The sequence below is a fragment of the Burkholderia pseudomultivorans genome (assembly GCF_902499075.1).
GTDB classification, from domain to species: domain Bacteria; phylum Pseudomonadota; class Gammaproteobacteria; order Burkholderiales; family Burkholderiaceae; genus Burkholderia; species Burkholderia pseudomultivorans.
The window spans coordinates 58,752-73,871 of the sequence record NZ_CABVPP010000035.1 but is presented as its reverse complement, the minus strand read 5'-3'; the positions used below and the strand labels follow the sequence as shown (position 1 = coordinate 73,871).

The 15,120-nt window shown below is 63.5% G+C and carries 17 protein-coding genes and 1 pseudogene; 11 read left to right on the top strand and 7 right to left on the bottom strand.

Going from position 1 to position 15,120, the window contains the following annotated elements:
- Positions 1 to 114: 114 nt before the first annotated feature.
- Positions 115 to 693, bottom strand: coding sequence for a hypothetical protein (locus BST28156_RS21740; RefSeq protein WP_034178583.1), 579 nt, complete (start codon positions 691 to 693; stop codon positions 115 to 117).
- A gap of 437 nt (positions 694 to 1,130) precedes the next feature.
- Here BST28156_RS21740 and BST28156_RS21735 point away from each other — a divergent pair, with 437 nt between their 5' ends.
- Positions 1,131 to 1,532, top strand: coding sequence for a DUF4113 domain-containing protein (locus tag BST28156_RS21735; protein ID WP_006405725.1), 402 nt, complete (start codon positions 1,131 to 1,133; stop codon positions 1,530 to 1,532).
- Between the two features lie 18 nt (positions 1,533 to 1,550).
- On the opposite strand, the gene BST28156_RS21730 is transcribed toward BST28156_RS21735, so the two are convergent.
- The 3 genes from BST28156_RS21730 to BST28156_RS21720 form a co-directional block, all read right to left on the bottom strand.
- Positions 1,551 to 2,339: a peptide arginase family protein gene (locus BST28156_RS21730; RefSeq protein WP_006405724.1), complete on the bottom strand. Its 789-nt coding sequence runs from the start codon at positions 2,337 to 2,339 to the stop codon at positions 1,551 to 1,553.
- Between the two features lie 86 nt (positions 2,340 to 2,425).
- Entirely contained in the window at positions 2,426 to 3,208 is a 783-nt protein-coding gene (locus BST28156_RS21725; protein WP_006489001.1) for a peptide arginase family protein, read from the bottom strand.
- 47 nt (positions 3,209 to 3,255) lie between these two features.
- A complete protein-coding gene (locus BST28156_RS21720; RefSeq protein WP_012492801.1) occupies positions 3,256 to 3,771 on the bottom strand; it encodes a hypothetical protein in 516 nt (171 codons plus the stop codon).
- A 599-nt stretch (positions 3,772 to 4,370) separates the two neighbouring features.
- Here BST28156_RS21720 and istA point away from each other — a divergent pair.
- From istA to BST28156_RS21705, 3 genes and pseudogenes are all read left to right on the top strand, one after another.
- Positions 4,371 to 5,927, top strand: coding sequence for an IS21-like element IS408 family transposase (istA, locus tag BST28156_RS21715; protein WP_012492800.1), 1,557 nt, complete (start codon positions 4,371 to 4,373; stop codon positions 5,925 to 5,927).
- 16 nt (positions 5,928 to 5,943) lie between these two features.
- On the top strand, positions 5,944 to 6,693 hold the full coding sequence (istB, locus tag BST28156_RS21710; protein ID WP_006397350.1) for an IS21-like element IS408 family helper ATPase IstB: 750 nt from the start codon (positions 5,944 to 5,946) through the stop codon (positions 6,691 to 6,693).
- Positions 6,694 to 6,799: 106 nt separating this feature from the next.
- Positions 6,800 to 7,258: pseudogene (locus BST28156_RS21705) on the top strand (tyrosine-type recombinase/integrase); the annotation flags it as partial.
- Between the two features lie 27 nt (positions 7,259 to 7,285).
- Here BST28156_RS21705 and BST28156_RS21700 read toward each other — a convergent pair.
- Positions 7,286 to 7,909 (bottom strand): LysR family substrate-binding domain-containing protein, encoded by a 624-nt coding sequence (locus tag BST28156_RS21700; RefSeq protein ID WP_006489045.1) that lies wholly within the window; start codon positions 7,907 to 7,909, stop codon positions 7,286 to 7,288.
- 104 nt (positions 7,910 to 8,013) lie between these two features.
- Between BST28156_RS21700 and BST28156_RS21695 the strand changes: the two genes are divergently transcribed.
- From BST28156_RS21695 to BST28156_RS21680, 4 genes are all read left to right on the top strand, one after another.
- Complete coding sequence (locus BST28156_RS21695) at positions 8,014 to 8,313, top strand: helix-turn-helix domain-containing protein (RefSeq protein WP_009618091.1); 300 nt, start codon at positions 8,014 to 8,016, stop codon at positions 8,311 to 8,313.
- 120 nt (positions 8,314 to 8,433) lie between these two features.
- Positions 8,434 to 8,883 carry an Rrf2 family transcriptional regulator gene (locus BST28156_RS21690; protein WP_009618094.1) on the top strand — a complete coding sequence of 150 codons (450 nt, stop codon included), beginning with the start codon at positions 8,434 to 8,436 and terminating at the stop codon, positions 8,881 to 8,883.
- On the top strand, positions 8,880 to 9,803 hold the full coding sequence (locus BST28156_RS21685; protein ID WP_006489015.1) for an NAD(P)/FAD-dependent oxidoreductase: 924 nt from the start codon (positions 8,880 to 8,882) through the stop codon (positions 9,801 to 9,803). The genes BST28156_RS21690 and BST28156_RS21685 overlap by 4 nt, the downstream gene beginning before the upstream one ends.
- Positions 9,800 to 10,318 carry a class I SAM-dependent methyltransferase gene (locus BST28156_RS21680; RefSeq protein ID WP_006489022.1) on the top strand — a complete coding sequence of 173 codons (519 nt, stop codon included), beginning with the start codon at positions 9,800 to 9,802 and terminating at the stop codon, positions 10,316 to 10,318. The genes BST28156_RS21685 and BST28156_RS21680 overlap by 4 nt, the downstream gene beginning before the upstream one ends.
- A 64-nt stretch (positions 10,319 to 10,382) precedes the next feature.
- Here the strand turns inward: BST28156_RS21680 and mobH are convergent, their stop codons facing one another.
- A complete protein-coding gene (gene mobH, locus BST28156_RS21675; protein ID WP_174903334.1) occupies positions 10,383 to 12,179 on the bottom strand; it encodes a MobH family relaxase in 1,797 nt (598 codons plus the stop codon).
- Positions 12,180 to 12,510: 331 nt separating this feature from the next.
- Between mobH and BST28156_RS21670 the strand changes: the two genes are divergently transcribed.
- The 3 genes from BST28156_RS21670 to BST28156_RS21660 are packed head-to-tail and all read left to right on the top strand — an operon-like array spanning position 12,511 to position 13,575.
- Positions 12,511 to 12,729: an AbrB/MazE/SpoVT family DNA-binding domain-containing protein gene (locus BST28156_RS21670; RefSeq protein WP_006489017.1), complete on the top strand. Its 219-nt coding sequence runs from the start codon at positions 12,511 to 12,513 to the stop codon at positions 12,727 to 12,729.
- Positions 12,729 to 13,142 carry a putative toxin-antitoxin system toxin component, PIN family gene (locus BST28156_RS21665; protein WP_006489018.1) on the top strand — a complete coding sequence of 138 codons (414 nt, stop codon included), beginning with the start codon at positions 12,729 to 12,731 and terminating at the stop codon, positions 13,140 to 13,142. The genes BST28156_RS21670 and BST28156_RS21665 overlap by 1 nt, the downstream gene beginning before the upstream one ends.
- Positions 13,143 to 13,197: 55 nt before the next feature.
- A complete protein-coding gene (locus BST28156_RS21660) occupies positions 13,198 to 13,575 on the top strand; it encodes a DUF3742 family protein (RefSeq protein ID WP_006489024.1) in 378 nt (125 codons plus the stop codon).
- A 17-nt stretch (positions 13,576 to 13,592) separates the two neighbouring features.
- Here the strand turns inward: BST28156_RS21660 and BST28156_RS21655 are convergent, their stop codons facing one another.
- A complete protein-coding gene (locus BST28156_RS21655) occupies positions 13,593 to 15,110 on the bottom strand; it encodes a conjugal transfer protein TraG N-terminal domain-containing protein (protein WP_006489021.1) in 1,518 nt (505 codons plus the stop codon).
- Positions 15,111 to 15,120 lie beyond the last annotated feature (10 nt).

Genomic DNA, 15,120 nt, shown 5'->3' with positions numbered 1-15,120 from the left:
GTTAGCGAAACAACGATGAGGTTAACAGAGCGTGCAGCGGGTTAACAGCCCTCGTAACTCTTTTTGTTAGAGCTTTTTATAGCGTTGGTGAATATCGAAGAACGGCTTGGCCCCTCAGTGAGCGACATGCTCCTTCATTACCGCCTCGCGATACACCTTCGCCACGAGCATCCCGGTCCTCTCGATGTGTCGCCCGGCTGCCGCTTCCTCGATGCAATGCAGTGCATCGAGCGCGCCTTCGCCGCAGACATCGCCGTCTCGCCGCGCGAAATCGAGTTCCTCCATCTTTCCTTTCCTGGCCAGTTGAGCGGAAAGCCACTCGAACGCGGTGGCTCCGTCCGTCGGTCGCATGTGGACCGGCAACGCCCTCAGCATTTCGGCATTCGCTTCGTCGAACGCGTTGACGCGCACGTATTCCTCGACATCCGCGAGCAGCCTGGTCGCGCCGCCTGAGGCATGACCAGCGCGATTAATGGCGGCGCGCCAATCGGGAACACACAGAGTGAGCGCCCGGACAAGGAATGCAATGTTGAAGTCCCGCCAGAAGCGCGGGTGAGGCTGGTAGACGTACTCAAGTGCGAGCGAAACGGTCGCGGCCGTCAAGCCTGAGGCGCAGAACCGGCAGTCATCCATGAAGGATACCAGTGCGTCGACGGTTCCAGCGTGAGCTTCTCGAGTTGCTTTGGATTGCATTGGGCATGTCCATGAGTGGTCTTTGCACGTATATGCCGGCCCACATCTGTAGGCCATGCAGCCCATGCACGACGGGGGCTCCCGCAGTCGTAGGCCATGGAAGCCGGGGCAGAATTCACGCAACGGCATCTCTGCGCCTCGAGGCCTCGGACAGAGATCTCTACCCGCTACAATACGGTCTCGGGCAGCCCTCATCGGGCTCATCCTGATGAATATGGCGATGAGTCGCCAGGAGTCGAGCGAGTTTGGCGACCAACTTATCGACGCCGCTTTGCGCAGTACACAGCCTGCCCAAGTTGCCGATAGCGTCCCAACTGCCCCGCCCACGGCCATACCTGCTCAACCCGTGTCGGCGCCGGCTGTTGCAACGCCAGCCGCGGCTTTTACCGTAGGACAATGGACTGGGACGGGCGGCCTTTCTCGATAGCCATTGGCATGTGCTGACGCCGCCCGCCGATGCTCGTCCGGATACGACCTACCTGAACTACGAAGGCACGAGTGACGTCGCGGTGACCGTGCCGACGTCGGACACGCTTCGCTTGGTCGCCGCGGCGCTGTACGGGTTGAAGCGCATCTACAAACCGGGGTTCAAGTATGCGAAGGCCCGCTTCATGCTGACCGAGTTGCAGGCGCAAGGCGTCGAGCAGGGAGATCTGTTCGCGCCCGAGGCGAGCAAGCGAGACCGCCTGATGGCCGAGCTCGATGCTGTTAACGACCGATTCGGACGGAACACGTTGCGCGTTGGCAATGTGGAGGGGCACCAAGCGTGGCACATGGCGCAGAACGCCAAGACCCCGTCTTACACCACCGACTGGGGCGACCTGCCGGTGGCGCGTTGAGGCGACGCCCGGCAACGCTCAGGTCAGGGCGGTCCGGAGATGCTGCTCCATTCGCGCGAGCAGCGTTTTGCCTGTGATCTTCGACCCAGGCCAGCGAAGGGCCTTGACGCACCCCGGCTCAGTGGCGATCGTGATGGCGAGAGCGTTTTGCACGAGCCGGTAGAAGGTCTCTGGGTCGTCTGGTTCGATCGCCTTCTCGGAATGGAAGTAGTCGAGATCGATGTCCAGGATGTAAGGTTGCGCCGTGACGGCCGGCGCGCCGCCCCCTTGCGCCATGCTGTCCAAACTCGCCAGCACATGGTCGAGATACATCGATTCGAGGACCCGATCGATTCGCTCCTTTTCGATGAGAGGATCGGTATTTGGCCGTGTGCAGCCGATTTCATCGTAGTCAGCGCGAACCCCGTAGACTTCCTCGTCCGCGATGTACTCGCTTTCTAGGTTCACCACGAACGCGCGCGACAGGATTCCGGCTTGGACCGCGGTGCGGATGTGCTCGTCGTGCTTGAGCTTGTCGATCGCCGCCTCCACTGTTGCCTCGATATTCCAGTCAATCGCCGCGATCATCCCAGGCAACAGCGCTTTCTTCGCCGCGGCGTTTTGATCGGTCATCCGTTGATGGGTCGCGTAGAAGCGATGGTCGTCGAACGGCTCCTCCAAGTCGGTGTGGTGGTCGAGCGTGAGAAGCGCCGGCGGCGGCGAAGACGGTTGACTCCGCCGCACCTCCGCCCAGCCTCGCAGGACGTGGTGATGCGACTCGACGACGAAGATGTTCTTGCCGCCGATGTTGAAGGTATCGTGGAACATGCCTGCTGCCCTGCTGATGCGATGGTGAGCCCACCAGGATACAACCCCTCCCGTCCCGTGGTCCCCTGTCGCCCGACGACCGCCGGTCAGGCGATGGCCGCGGCGATGTGCTGCTTCATGCGTTCGAGGAGTGATTCGCCCGTGACGTCAGATCCATCGTCCCGGCAGTCCTCGACGTACTCGGGCTCTGTGGCGATCGTGACCGCGATCGCGTTGCGCACCAGGCGGTAGAAGGTCGCGGGGTCATCCGGGGCGATAGACCTCTCGGAATGAAAGTAGTCGAGGTCGATGTCCAATACGTAGGGTTCGGCCTCCGGCGCCGGCACGCCGTCGTCTCCGGCCATCGTGCTGAGGACATTAAGTTCGCGGTCGAGGTAGACCGACTCCAGCACCTGCGCGGAACGGACCGACGTGCACGCGTCGTCGTGCGACGCCTTTGCGCAACCCACGGCGCACATGGACCCCGCCTCGTAGAGTACGCCCGCCTGGCTGCATGTCTCGTAGGAGAGGTTGATGACAAAGGCGCGGGACAGAATCCCTGCCGCGATCGCGGTTGTGATGTGCTCGTCGTTGCTGAGCTTGCCGATGGCGTTCAGCACAGACGCCTCGTCGTCGAAGCGTAGGGCTGCGATCAAGCCAGGCAACAACGCCTCCATGGCTGTAGCCCGAGCCTCACCCGACTGCCGGCGCGTGGCGTCGAACAAGTGCCGGTAGAACGGTTCGTAGGTGTCGGTGTGATGATCGAGCGTGAGGAGTACCGGTGCGGCCGACAAGGCCCGACGGATTTCCCCCCACGATTGCAAGACGTGATGGTGCGATTCGACGATGTAGACGTCCTTGCCAGCAATGTTGGTCTTCGTGTGCGCCATGGTGGGTTACTCGCGTAATGTCTCACACCGTCCCGTCGCAAGCCGGTTCAGCTTGCAGCGGACTTTATCAAATACTCTGCTTCTTCCTGCACGACCGGCCATCCCTCTCGCAGCATCCGCACGACTTCGTCGACAACGTCGTAGCTCAGTCCGCAGCTATCGATATCTGTGACGCCCATGAGCGCGAGGTCGGAGGCCGATGCCTCTCCAAAGGAAATTCTGCAAAACAGGGAATCCGCCATAGCGCCGGTATCATCCGTTTCGCCGCTCAGGATTTCGTCGGCCAACATGCCAGCCATGCCGACGAGCATCTTCCAGTTCGCAGGTAGCTTGGGAGCGGCAAACCCATGGTTCAGCGCCGCCTTGCGCATCAGCTCGGGACAGGTACGGGGACGGAACTGGCCCAGCCATGCGCTCTCGTCTGGATTGCCGTTCTCGTTTTTCCACACGACTGCGTCGCCAGCGCCGCCGAAGCGCTCGTAAAGCATCTTGTGACCCGCTTCGTGGCACGCGGTGTTTCGGAGCTCTCTGGCAGCTATCTGCTCTTCCGCAAAATCAATCATGTTCGTCGAATGTAGTCGGTGCGGCTATTCGAGCGCGGCGCTCTCGGCAATGCTCATCGCCTGCCAACATTTGTTGTATGCAGCGCAAGATGCTCGGGCCGCGCTATTCCAGGGGAGGGCGAGTCCGGCCGATCAGCCACTCGCACAGGCGTGCGTTGCCTGCATATGAGTGTAGGTTTGCCGAAGAGGCATGAGTTGCTCGAATTGATCAGAGCTCGTGTCGGCGAGGCTCGAACGCGGTTACGACATGGCGGGACACTATATTGTGGCGGGCTGGGGGCTGGCCGCTAACGGTCCTGTCTGACACACGATCAAGCAATTGAATGGAATGTGTTTGCGTATTCCGGCGAACGTGATCACGCATTTCGGCGGATCGTGATCATGGATTCCGAATGATCGTGATCACCCGTTTCGGTTGATCGTGATCGCTGATCACAGGTTTCCGAAACGCGTGATCACGATGCCGGAATGAGCGATCACGGGACCGAAACGGGTGATCACGTAACCGGAACGTAATCCGGGTTTGAGTCTGGCGGTGGCGTTGCGCATGTATTCACCGACGGCGTTAGCCTGCTCCCTTTTTTGCGGGAGAAGTGCCGATGCCGACACCTCGGATGAGCATGCGCAAATTGAAGGAAGTCCTGCGACTAAAGTGGGCGTGTGGCCTGACGCATCGGCAGATCAGCCGGGCTATCGGCATCAGCGTCGGTGCCGTCTCGAAGTTCGCGGCCCAAGCCAGCCAGGCGGGACTCGATTGGGCGGCAGCCGAAGCAATGTCCGACGACGAACTGGACGCGCGCCTGAGGCCTGCGGCAACCAATGCCGCGGCGACGACGACGCGACGCATCGAGCCCGACTACACGGCATTGCATCGCGAGCTGCGCCGCAAGGGCGTGACGCTGCAACTGCTGTGGGAAGAATACGCTGAAGCGAACCCCGGCCAGCGGACGTACCGCTACACGCAGTTCTGCCAGAAGTACAAGGACTGGGCGAAGTCGATCAAGCGCTCGATGCGTCAGCAGCACCGCGCCGGCGAGAAGCTGTTCGCGGACTTCGCGGGTCCCACCGTGCCGGTCCTGGCGAGCGATGGCGGCGTCGAGTTCGAGGCGCACGTGTTCGTTGCCGTGCTCGGCGCATCCAACAACACGTTCGCGTGCGCGACGCGCACCGAGACGATGGCGGACTGGATCGGCAGCCTGTGCGATGCGCTAGAGTTCATTGGCGGCGTGCCCGAGCTGCTCGTGCCCGACAACCCGAAGGCGCTGATCGCGCGACCCGACCGTTACGAACCCGGACTCGGCACGACCACGCAGGACTTCGTGAACCACTACGGCACCGCGATGCTGCCGGCGCGTCCGCGCAAACCGCAGGACAAGGCCAAGGTCGAAGTCGGCGTGCAGATCGTCGAGCGCTGGGTGCTGGCCCGACTGCGCCACTATCGCTTCTACAGTCTGGCTGAACTCAACAAGGCGATTGCAGAACTGATCGCCGACCTAAACCAGCGCCCGTTCAAGCGGCTCGAAGGCAACCGGCGTGAATGGTTCGAACGGCTGGACCAACCCGTCCTGCGCCCGTTGCCCGTGCGTCGCTACGAGATCGCCACCTTCCAGAAGTGCCGTGTGAACATCGATTACCACGTCGATGTCGGCGGCCACTATTACAGCGTCCCGCATAGCCTCGCACGGCAGGAGGTCTGGGCGCGTATCACACGCCACGGCGTAGAGATCCTGCATGGCGGCAAGCGTGTCGCTGCGCACGCTCGCTCGCGCCTCAAAGGCAAACACACGACCATCGCCGAACACATGCCGGCTGCGCATCGCGCGCACATGGAATGGACGCCTGGGCGCCTGCTCAACTGGGGCGCATCCGTCGGCCCCGGCGCCGAGGCTGTCGTGCGGCATCTGCTGACCAACAAACCTCACCCCGAGATGGGCTATCGCGCCTGTCTCGGTCTTCTCTCGCTCGCGCGCAAGTACGGCAAACACCGCCTCGAGGCCGCATGCCAGCGTGCATTGAAGATCGGCTCGCCCACGCGTCGCTCCGTGCTGTCAATCCTGGAAGCGGGACTTGACCTGCAGCCCTCGCTCCCGACCACGCCCGCCGAATGGCGCTCGCCCGAGCACGAGAACGTGCGCGGCCCCGACTACTACCACTGACCCGAAGGAGGTCACGATGTTGATGCAGCACACCCTTACCCAGCTAAAGGCGCTCAAACTGGACGGCATGGCTCGCGCGTTCGAGGAGCAGTCAACGCTCACGGCAAGCACCAGCCTGTCATTCGAGGAACGCGTGGGCATGCTCGTAGATCGCGAGCTGGCCTGGCGTGATACGCGACGACTCGAACGTTTGCTGCGCGCCGCGAAGCTCAAGAACCCACAGGCCTGCGTCGAAGACATTGAATACCGGCAAACCCGTGGGCTGGACCAGCGCATCGTCGCCACGCTCGCCGGCTGCGACTGGGTGCGCAATGCTCAGAACCTGATCCTGACCGGCCCCACCGGCGCGGGCAAGACGTGGCTCGCTTGCGCGTTCGGCCAGCAGGCGTGCCGGCAGGGCTTCTCCGTGTTCTATGTGCGCGTCGCGCGGCTGTTCGAAGAGCTGAAAATCGCGCACGGCGACGGCAGCTTCACACGTCGGCTTGCGCAACTCGCGAAGATTGATGTGCTGATCCTCGACGATTGGGGCTTGCAGGATCTCGACCAGGCGGCGCGCAATGATCTGCTTGAGGTACTTGATGATCGTGTCGGTACGCGCTCGACTGTGATCACCAGCCAGTTGCCGCTCGAACACTGGCACGCGTGGCTGCAGGACCCCACGCTCGCCGATGCGATTCTCGATCGGCTCGTGCATCAGGCCCACAAGCTTCCGGTCAAGGGCGATTCGATGAGAAAGAAAACGAAATCCGAGTCCGCTGACGCCTGATCGTGATCACCGTCGCTATAATCCATTGACCGCGCAACACCACCTTCCAGACTGATCACGTTCGCCGAAACGATTGATCACCATCGCCGAAATCCGCAACGAGCCGGTGCTGGAGATCTTCGAGGCGCCGCACAACCTCTCGGTGGCGGACTACGCCAGGCTCGCGGGCAAGTCGCGCCGCTGGATCACCTACGAGATCCAGGCCGGCAACCTGCTGTCGATCCACATGGGGCATCGCGGGCAGCGAGTGCCAGACTGGCAACTCGATCCGCTCAAGCGCAGGCTGGTCCAGTCCGTCCTGAAGCAACTGCCACGGGGCATCGACACCTGGGACATCTACCACGCTCTCCTGCGCTCATATGAGGCCCTCGGGACACGGCCGGCCATCGAAGCCGTCAACCCAACGAACCTGCACCTTGCCGCGCGGCTGGTGGCCGCACAGTGCATGCAGGCGAGCGAGCCAGTCGTGACGACCGAGTTTCCTGAGCAGGTCCGGCAAAGCGTGCAGCGGCTGGTGCGCGAAGCCGTCGCTGCCGATGTCGCCGAAGCGACGCCCGGAGACTGATCAAGCCAGGGTCGCGCCGAAGTTCGGTCAGGCGCTTGCCTGGAGCGATTGGAAGAACCGCTCCAGGTGGGTGCTGTCCGTATTTCGACGGCTCAGGAAGTAGGTGGTGAGCGTCAGCGCGCCCTCTTGCAAGGGACGCTGGACAACGCCAAGGGAACGATGGCCCTCGATGCGGGCGGCGGGTGCCAGGCAGACGCCGTAGCCGGCGGCCACCAGGGTCATCATCAACCCGAACGATGTGGCCGTCGTGACGTCCGAGGGGAAGACGCCGGCCGCCGTCAGCAGCGTGTCGATCTGCCCGCAGTAGCCCACACAGTCGCGGGCATCCAGGGCGATCCAAGGGTGGTCGGCGGCCTGCTCCAGGGACACTGACGCGAAGGCCAGCAAGGGGTGATGGGCAGACACGGCCAGTGCCAGCGCATCGCGCCAGACGGGGCGGACATCGATGCCTTCAGGGGCTGCGGGCGACTGGCAGAGGCCCGCCTCGAAAGCCCCCGCGAGCAGTCCTCGATGCAGGTCCTCCAGGCGTTCTTTATGAAGGCGAATGGGGTGGTCCGGATGGCGCCGGCGATGTTCCGCCATCGGCACCGACAACCGGGGATAGGCCAGGCAGTCCGACAGGGCAATGTTCAAGGGCTCGGAAGCGATCATCGTGTCACCTGTACAACGCCGACACTGGAAAAAACCGGGCGCAACCGGTTGATGAGATAAGTTTAACGTGGTTTAAATTCGCTTGGCGCGTGACGCTTCTGTTGATGCAGAAGCGATCGGTGCAACGCGGCAGACCCGCAGGGACAAGAACCTATGAAAGCGAGCCAGCGCGCGCTTTCGGCGTTGCCGTGCGCGAGGCACGGACCGCGCAGGGGCTGGCCCAGGAGGTGCTCGCGGAACAGGCGGGCATCGCCCGGTCGCACATGGGCAAGATCGAGCGCGGCGAGCACATGCCCACGCTGGTGTTGATCCTGCGGATCGCGAAGGGGCTGGGGTGCTCGGCCGCGGCACTGATGGCCGCGACCGAGGCGCAACTGTCCGAGGAAGAGAACGACGCCGAATAGCCATGCCGTCATGGCGGTGAGGCGTCAACAACGTTCTTGTACGTCAAGGTTGTGACTTGCCAGGCGTTCATTGCCACCTCGCATTTGACACGCGACCTTTTTCGTAACATCATTTGTTTCATGAAAAGAGACAGCCGCCTCTCGTCTGTCCTGCATGCGCTGCTGCACATGGCCGAGCAGGATGGACCCGTTACCTCAGAAACCTTGGCGCTATGCCTGGGAACCAACCCGGTCGTCGTTCGGCGCACGATGGGATACCTGCGGCAAGCGGGGATCGTCACCTCCGAACGAGGTCACTCAGGAGGATGGCGTATCCACGCCGACCTTGGCAGCGTCACCCTGCGTCAGTTGCACGAAGCCCTGGGCGAGCCGGCGACGTTTGCCATCGGCAACCGCAACGAGACACCGGAGTGTCTGGTCGAGCAGACGGTCAATGCGGCACTCGAAGGCACGTTTGCCGAAGCCGAGGCGCTGCTGCTGAAGCGGTTCTCGGAAATCACCCTTGCCGATCTGGCCTCTGACTTCGCACGCCGGCATGCGGCTTTACGACATTCAAGGAATCAATCATGAATCACGATGTGATCGTCGTCGGCGGAAGCTACTCAGGAATGGCCGCGACCCTGCAACTGGTGCGCGCACGCAGGTCAGTGCTGGTGATCGATGCGGGCCAGCGGCGCAACCGCTTCGCCAGCCATTCACACGGATTTCTCGGCCAGGATGGTGTGCCGCCAGGTGAAATCGCTGCAAACGCACGCCGCCAGCTTCAAGCCTATCCAACGCTGACCTGGCTTGAAGGTCGGGTGGAAGCTGTCGCCGGGCAGGCGGATGAATTCACCGTCACGACGGCTGATGGCGAGTCGCACCTGGGGCGACGCATTCTGTTGGCGACGGGGGTGACCGACCAGCTTCCAGCCATCGACGGGCTCGCGCAACGCTGGGGGAAGACGGTTTTTCACTGCCCGTACTGCCATGGCTATGAACTTGGACAAGGCCGCATCGGCATCGTCGGTGCCAGCCCGATGTCCATCCATCAGGCTGAACTGCTCACGGATTGGGGGGATGTCACCTTGTTCGTCAACGGTGCATTGGAACTCAATGAGGAAATCAGGTCCACTTTGGAACGCCGAGGCGTGGTCATCGAAGAGGCGCGCATCGACAAAATCGAGGGGCATGCCGACGTGACATTGGTGGACGGAAGGCGACTGAGCTTTGCGGGCCTGTTTGTTGCAACGCGAACCGTTCCCTCCGACCCTTTGGCCAGGACAATCGGCTGTGCACTGGAAGAAACGCCCATGGGCATCCAGATCCGCACGGATGCCGAGAGCAAGACCTCGGTGCCTGGGATCTTTGCCTGCGGCGATGTCGCGCGGGCACCGCATTCGGTGTCGCTGGCCGTGGGCAACGGTGCCATGACCGGCGCCCAGATTCACCGATCACTGCTTTGGCCCGAGACGATCGAGCCAGCGCAAGCGGAAGGCCGCGCTCGATGACGTCGTTCTCCGACCCGACGGCGGTATCGGGTTATGCGGAAAGAACCGCGAGGATCGTGCCGGGCCTGCGCGACCTGCACCGGATGGCGGGCGTGCTGCTGGCCGAACGCGCGCCGGCCGACGCGCGCATCTATATCGACAGCGCCCCCAAGGGGCCCTTCGATGGCGCGACCTGCCTGCTGACACTGCATTTCCTGCCGCCAGCCGAGCGGCTGAAGACGCTGCAGCAAATACACCTGCGACTCAAGCCCGGTGCGTCCCTTGTCGTCACGCATCACAGTTTTCCCGGCGACGATCCCGTCAGGGACAGATGGCTCTCGCGCAATGCGGCGTTTGCGGCTGCTTCCGGCGTACCAGTGCGTCAAGCCGAAGGCAGCATCGCGGCGATCAAGGAACGGCTGCCCGTGCTTTCGCCCGCGCAGGATGTCGATCTGCTCCGCGAGGCTGGATTCACGGACATCGACCTTTTCTATTGCGCGTTCACCTTCAAGGGTTGGGTCGCCCATCGAGCATGAGGGGGATCGACGATGCAAGACATAGGGTCGGCAGGTGCGTTGCCCGTGTGTAGCGAGGAGACTCTTAGCCACGCACCAGGGACAGGTAGGGGTTGTCCGGCGGGACTTCCGCGAACAATGCCGAAGGCGCCATCAACAGATAGCCGTGCAACCGCCGCGACTTGCGCGGCCCGGTGACTTCGCAGGTCCAGATGTTCAGGCCGCTGTCCTGATTGCGGTGCAGTCCCAGCTTCTCGAAGCGCTTCTGCACCCATTGCCAGTCGTGCAGATTGTCCTGCCGGGCCAGCACCTGGATCTCCGGATGTTCCTGCGCGTAGCGCTGGAAAACACCGGGGCTGACCAGGTACGCCGTGCCATCGACGGTATGCACCAGTGCCTTCGCGTCGTTGATGATGAGCTTGCGCGACTCGATGCCTTGCCTGAGCCAGGCGATGAAGGCTTCCCCGAACGGCGTGGCCTTCGCGGGAGCCGGCATGGTGGCAGGACTGGTCGGCGCCAAATGGGTCACTGTCGCAGGTGCGGCGGTGGATGGTGATGGCGGTTCCGCGCTGGCGGACGATGCACTGGTGGTGGCTGCGTCGGACGCATCGAGCATCGACAGCAGATCGGAGACCGGGTCCGCGATCCCTGCCGGGCAATCCGCTACCCCAGGGGACGGTGAGGTGGCCGGGATACCGGAGGGGGTCGACGCGTCATCTTCGCCAGGGAGGGGCTCTTCCGTCGTGACCGTGCCAGCGAACGATGTGGGACGCTCTCCCGACTCCCAGATCAAGGCCGGCGACAGGCGCAGGAAGGTAAAGCTGTGCGACCAGCCTGTGCCGCTCGTGACGGTCGCCCGCCAGATCGCCTTCCCATCCGGGGCGGGCTGCACGATGCCATGGTCCTGGAGCACCGTGAAGACGGCAGTGTTGTTCGATGGAATGCCTTCGATGCCCTGCGACAGGAGGTGCGCGCGCAGCTTGTCGCTGACCGTCTTGCTGACGAGCCAGAGTGCGTCCTGGGTCAGCCATCCATCCGACGGGCCGCCGGGCTGGTTCAGCTTGAATTCCTCGCGCAGCAGGTAGCGCAGGCCATCGAGCAGCTTGCGCTGCAGCGCATGCTTCGGCGCCGCCATGGCCCTGGCCGGATCACCGCCGAGCGCCAGGGCCACCGATGCCTGGTCGGCCTTGATGACCAGTTCGCCCAGCGTGCCGGCATGCTCGTATTGGCCCGCCAGCACGTACAGCAGCGCCGACCACAGGTCTTGGTAGTCGCTCAGCCAGTCGAGGATGCCGGCATCGAGCACACGGGTGTAGAGCAGCCCCGTGGCGGCGCCATGCAGCCGGTACTCGCGATCCGTCCGGTAACGAAAGCGGTACGGCTGGCGCAGCGGCCCGTGCCAGGGGTGCCAGACCAGGCCATCGGCCTTCTCGACGTGCAGATCGACCGCGATCTTGCCAATGTCGTGCAGCAACGCGGCGTAGGCGGTCCCGGCGGTCCAGGCCTCGGCTTGCGCGGCCTGGGCCTCGGGCGAGGCGCCGGCCGGGAGCAAGTGGGACTGCCTCAGCTTGAGCGCGTAGGCCACGATCTCCAGGCCGTGGTCCAGCATGCCGCCCGGCCAGGCATGGTGATGCGCCTCCGAGGCCGGGAACTGCTGGACCAGCTCGGCGTAGCGTTCCAGCGGCGCCAGGTACAGCGAGCGGAACTGCCGACGCGACAGCGAGGTGCGCTGCCAGATGTGTTCCAGCAGCCGCTGCCGGCGCGGCTCCGCCAGCAGCGATGTGGCCGACTGCGGTGGCGTCAGCCCTTTGGCGGGCTCGACGGGAGGTGGCGCGGCGGCTGTGGTCAGCGGCACCCGTTTGCGCTGGAACAGCGAAAGCATGGCGACATCCTGGTGATGGGCTGGCCGGAGGAGCCTTTTGGCCTTTTCGGGTAGGGCCTTTCCCGTTGAGGCCATTCCCTTGCCCCTTCCCCAGCCCTTCGGCCTTCGACAAGCCCTTTGGTATAGGGGCAGTCGGCTTCCTGTGCCGCAATCAATGCGGATCTCGTGCGCTCCAGGATCGGACGGAACAGGCACTGTGTTTTCACCGGACCAGGCCGCTTCAACCGGCGCTGGAAGCGCAGCAGGCCCTGAAACCCCTACGCCCAAAGACATGCTTGTCGAGAATGGAGTAAGGAAGTAAGATTTCCTTTGTAACTGACGGAGGTCTCCCATGCTTGCCAAGCTCACCTCTAAAAATCAGATCACGCTGCCCAAGGCGGCCGTGTCCGGCGTGGATGCGGCGGAGTACTTCGACGTGACCGTCGAGGGCGGCCGGATCGTCCTGACGCCGGTGCGGGTCCAGAAGGCCCAGGCCGTGCGCGAGAAGCTGGAGCAACTCGGGATCACCGAACAGGACGTCGAGGATGCCGTGGCCTGGGCACGGCGCTGATGCACAGGGTCGTGCTCGACACCAACATCGTGCTGTCGGCGCTGATCTTCAATGCCGGACGCCTGGCCTGGATACGCCAAGCCTGGCAGCAACAGCAGTTGCAGCCGCTGGTCTGCCGGGAGACGGCCAGTGAACTCCTGCGCGTCCTGGCCTATCCCAAGTTCAAGCTGTCTACCTTGGAACAGCAGGAGTTGCTGGCGGACTTCCTGCCCTACGCCGATGTGGTGGAACTTCCGGCACCATGGCCAGACCTGCCGGTCTGCCGCGACGAGAAGGACCAGGTGTTCCTGGTGCTCGCGCATGTCGGCAAGGCGGATGCGTTGATCACGGGCGATGCGGACATTCTCGCCATGCGAGAGGACTTTCCCGGCCTGATCATGACCGCCGAAGCATTCGCGGCGCGGCAGGGATGAAGGAGACCGGCACCGCCTTGCCCAGCGGCCGTGGAACGACCATGAGGTAGCCACCATGAAGCAGACCGCAGGCATGACCACTGCAGCGCGACTCGGCCGCTGGCTGGGCAGCGTATGGGGTGGTTACCTGCGCGCGGAGCGTCGAGTGCATCGATGGCTGATGGCGCAGGGACTGCCGGCAGGCGGTGCAAGGGTGCTGATCTGGGTGGTCAAGCTGGCGATCCTCGGGGTGTTGCTGTACGTCGCATTCTGGGTGGCGCTGATGCTGGTCGCTCTCGCTGTGGCAGCAAGGATGGCGGAGCAGACGTCGGGGGGCGACGACGATTTTGACCTGCAATTTCCTGCGAGTCTGGATGAACTACGTCAAACGCCTGGCTACGATCCAAACCTTTACAACGACACCTCTCACGAGATGTACAGCGAAGACGATTGAAGCCGTTCATCGCTGAGTCATTTCAGCTTCCTCGACATGACGCCTGGCCCCTTGCCGCCTGCGTTGCCCGCGTCCTTGGTGCCTGCCGAGAAAGCATTTGCGACAGTTCCGGCCCGAATCCCAGCCCAAGTCAATGCGCCAATCCAGAATGCCGGGAGCACCAGGAACATCGTGGCCATCACGAAGTTTAGCAGCATGTCTCCGAAGGTGTTGTTGAGGCCCACCAGCGGATCGAAGTTCGTGTGCGGCCGGTTCCAGCCCCACCCCCAGCCGTAGAGCGCATCGAGGATCGTCGAGTCGATCCAGCGGGCGAGCTGAAACCAGAATTCGGTGAAGAACAGCGCGAACTGCACCACGCTCACCGTGACCACGGTCTTGAGGTCATAGGTGCCGATCAGCAGCACCAGCGGGATGCAGATGACCAGCGCCATCTTGAGCAGGGACAGCACCATCGGCAGCGCCTGCCGCACCACGTCCATCGCCGGGAAATAGCCCAGTGATCCGACGGTCAGCCCCACGTCGCTAGCAGCGCGGGTGACGATGTTGGGCAGCGTCATGTCGATCTGGCCACCGTAGTCGGTGTAGACCGCCCCCTGGTTGAGCTTCTGCTGGCGAGGGCTGGCGACGGCGCGGATCACCGAGTCGTTGACCTCGGCCTGGCTCAGGAAGCCCGCCCAGCCGGCCAGTCGCGCCAGCAGGTTGGGATCGACCTGGGCCAGCAATCGTGCCCGCAGGCCGTGGCCGCCGTCGGACCACCACTGCCGGCAGGTCGGGTAGCCGCCTCCGCCGGGCACTTGGGCCAGGCCGGCGTCGCGCGTGGCGTCGAACGGCCAGGCATCGCGCGGTGTCCTGGAGCGGTAGCTGTCGTAGAAGCCGGCAGTGCCGACGAAGTAGCTGGAGCCGATCCAGGTGACGTCGTGCATCTGCTCCTCGCTCAGGCTGGGCCGGGTCATGAACAGCTTGGCGCGGGCGGGGCCATAGCAGTCGCGGGTGAAGTCGCTGACCTCCTGGGCCAGCACCGGGTCGTCGATGCGGGTCGCGTCGATGTCCATGCGGATCTGCCGCAGGTCGGTGCCGCAGGGAATGGCCGCGACAGAGGCGCCGGTGATCGCGCGCGAGATCTCGTGCATGGCGAACCACCACACCGGCACCTTGGCCGACTGGTTGTTGATCGTGCTGAACGATTGCGACCAGCCCGTATCGGTCGGCTCTGGGACATTCACTTGGCATTGGGTCGAACGCGAACGGTCGTACTTGATGGTGTTGAGATCGACGTCGATGAAGGGGATGCCCGCGAACATGATCACCACGATGGCGACGAAGACGCGGTTCTCGATGCGAGCCGAGGACAGCACGCCCTTGTTGCCCTCGTCCGCGCCTTCCGCGCGGGCCTTCAGCCATTCCTGGATGACGATCGCCAGGAACGGGACGGCGAACATGCCGCTGGCGACCAGCACCGACCAGATGCCGTTGTGGACCACCCAGGACACCAGCGTCAGGTAGTACTCCAGGTAGTCGGTCGTGAACAGCGTCATGGCGAACCCT

What these genes read in the sequence shown, in the direction of transcription:
- BST28156_RS21740 (WP_034178583.1), bottom strand. Translation starts at nt 693, where the DNA reads ATGCAATCCAAAGCAACTCGAGAAGCTCACGCTGGAACCGTCGACGCA.
- BST28156_RS21730 (WP_006405724.1), bottom strand. Translation starts at nt 2,339, where the DNA reads ATGTTCCACGATACCTTCAACATCGGCGGCAAGAACATCTTCGTCGTC.
- BST28156_RS21725 (WP_006489001.1), bottom strand. Translation starts at nt 3,208, where the DNA reads ATGGCGCACACGAAGACCAACATTGCTGGCAAGGACGTCTACATCGTC.
- BST28156_RS21720 (WP_012492801.1), bottom strand. Translation starts at nt 3,771, where the DNA reads ATGATTGATTTTGCGGAAGAGCAGATAGCTGCCAGAGAGCTCCGAAAC.
- istA (WP_012492800.1), top strand. Translation starts at nt 4,371, where the DNA reads ATGCCGACACCTCGGATGAGCATGCGCAAATTGAAGGAAGTCCTGCGA.
- istB (WP_006397350.1), top strand. Translation starts at nt 5,944, where the DNA reads ATGTTGATGCAGCACACCCTTACCCAGCTAAAGGCGCTCAAACTGGAC.
- BST28156_RS21700 (WP_006489045.1), bottom strand. Translation starts at nt 7,909, where the DNA reads ATGATCGCTTCCGAGCCCTTGAACATTGCCCTGTCGGACTGCCTGGCC.
- BST28156_RS21695 (WP_009618091.1), top strand. Translation starts at nt 8,014, where the DNA reads ATGCAGAAGCGATCGGTGCAACGCGGCAGACCCGCAGGGACAAGAACC.
- BST28156_RS21690 (WP_009618094.1), top strand. Translation starts at nt 8,434, where the DNA reads ATGAAAAGAGACAGCCGCCTCTCGTCTGTCCTGCATGCGCTGCTGCAC.
- BST28156_RS21685 (WP_006489015.1), top strand. Translation starts at nt 8,880, where the DNA reads ATGAATCACGATGTGATCGTCGTCGGCGGAAGCTACTCAGGAATGGCC.
- BST28156_RS21680 (WP_006489022.1), top strand. Translation starts at nt 9,800, where the DNA reads ATGACGTCGTTCTCCGACCCGACGGCGGTATCGGGTTATGCGGAAAGA.
- mobH (WP_174903334.1), bottom strand. Translation starts at nt 12,179, where the DNA reads ATGCTTTCGCTGTTCCAGCGCAAACGGGTGCCGCTGACCACAGCCGCC.
- BST28156_RS21670 (WP_006489017.1), top strand. Translation starts at nt 12,511, where the DNA reads ATGCTTGCCAAGCTCACCTCTAAAAATCAGATCACGCTGCCCAAGGCG.
- BST28156_RS21665 (WP_006489018.1), top strand. Translation starts at nt 12,729, where the DNA reads ATGCACAGGGTCGTGCTCGACACCAACATCGTGCTGTCGGCGCTGATC.
- BST28156_RS21660 (WP_006489024.1), top strand. Translation starts at nt 13,198, where the DNA reads ATGAAGCAGACCGCAGGCATGACCACTGCAGCGCGACTCGGCCGCTGG.
- BST28156_RS21655 (WP_006489021.1), bottom strand. Translation starts at nt 15,110, where the DNA reads ATGACGCTGTTCACGACCGACTACCTGGAGTACTACCTGACGCTGGTG.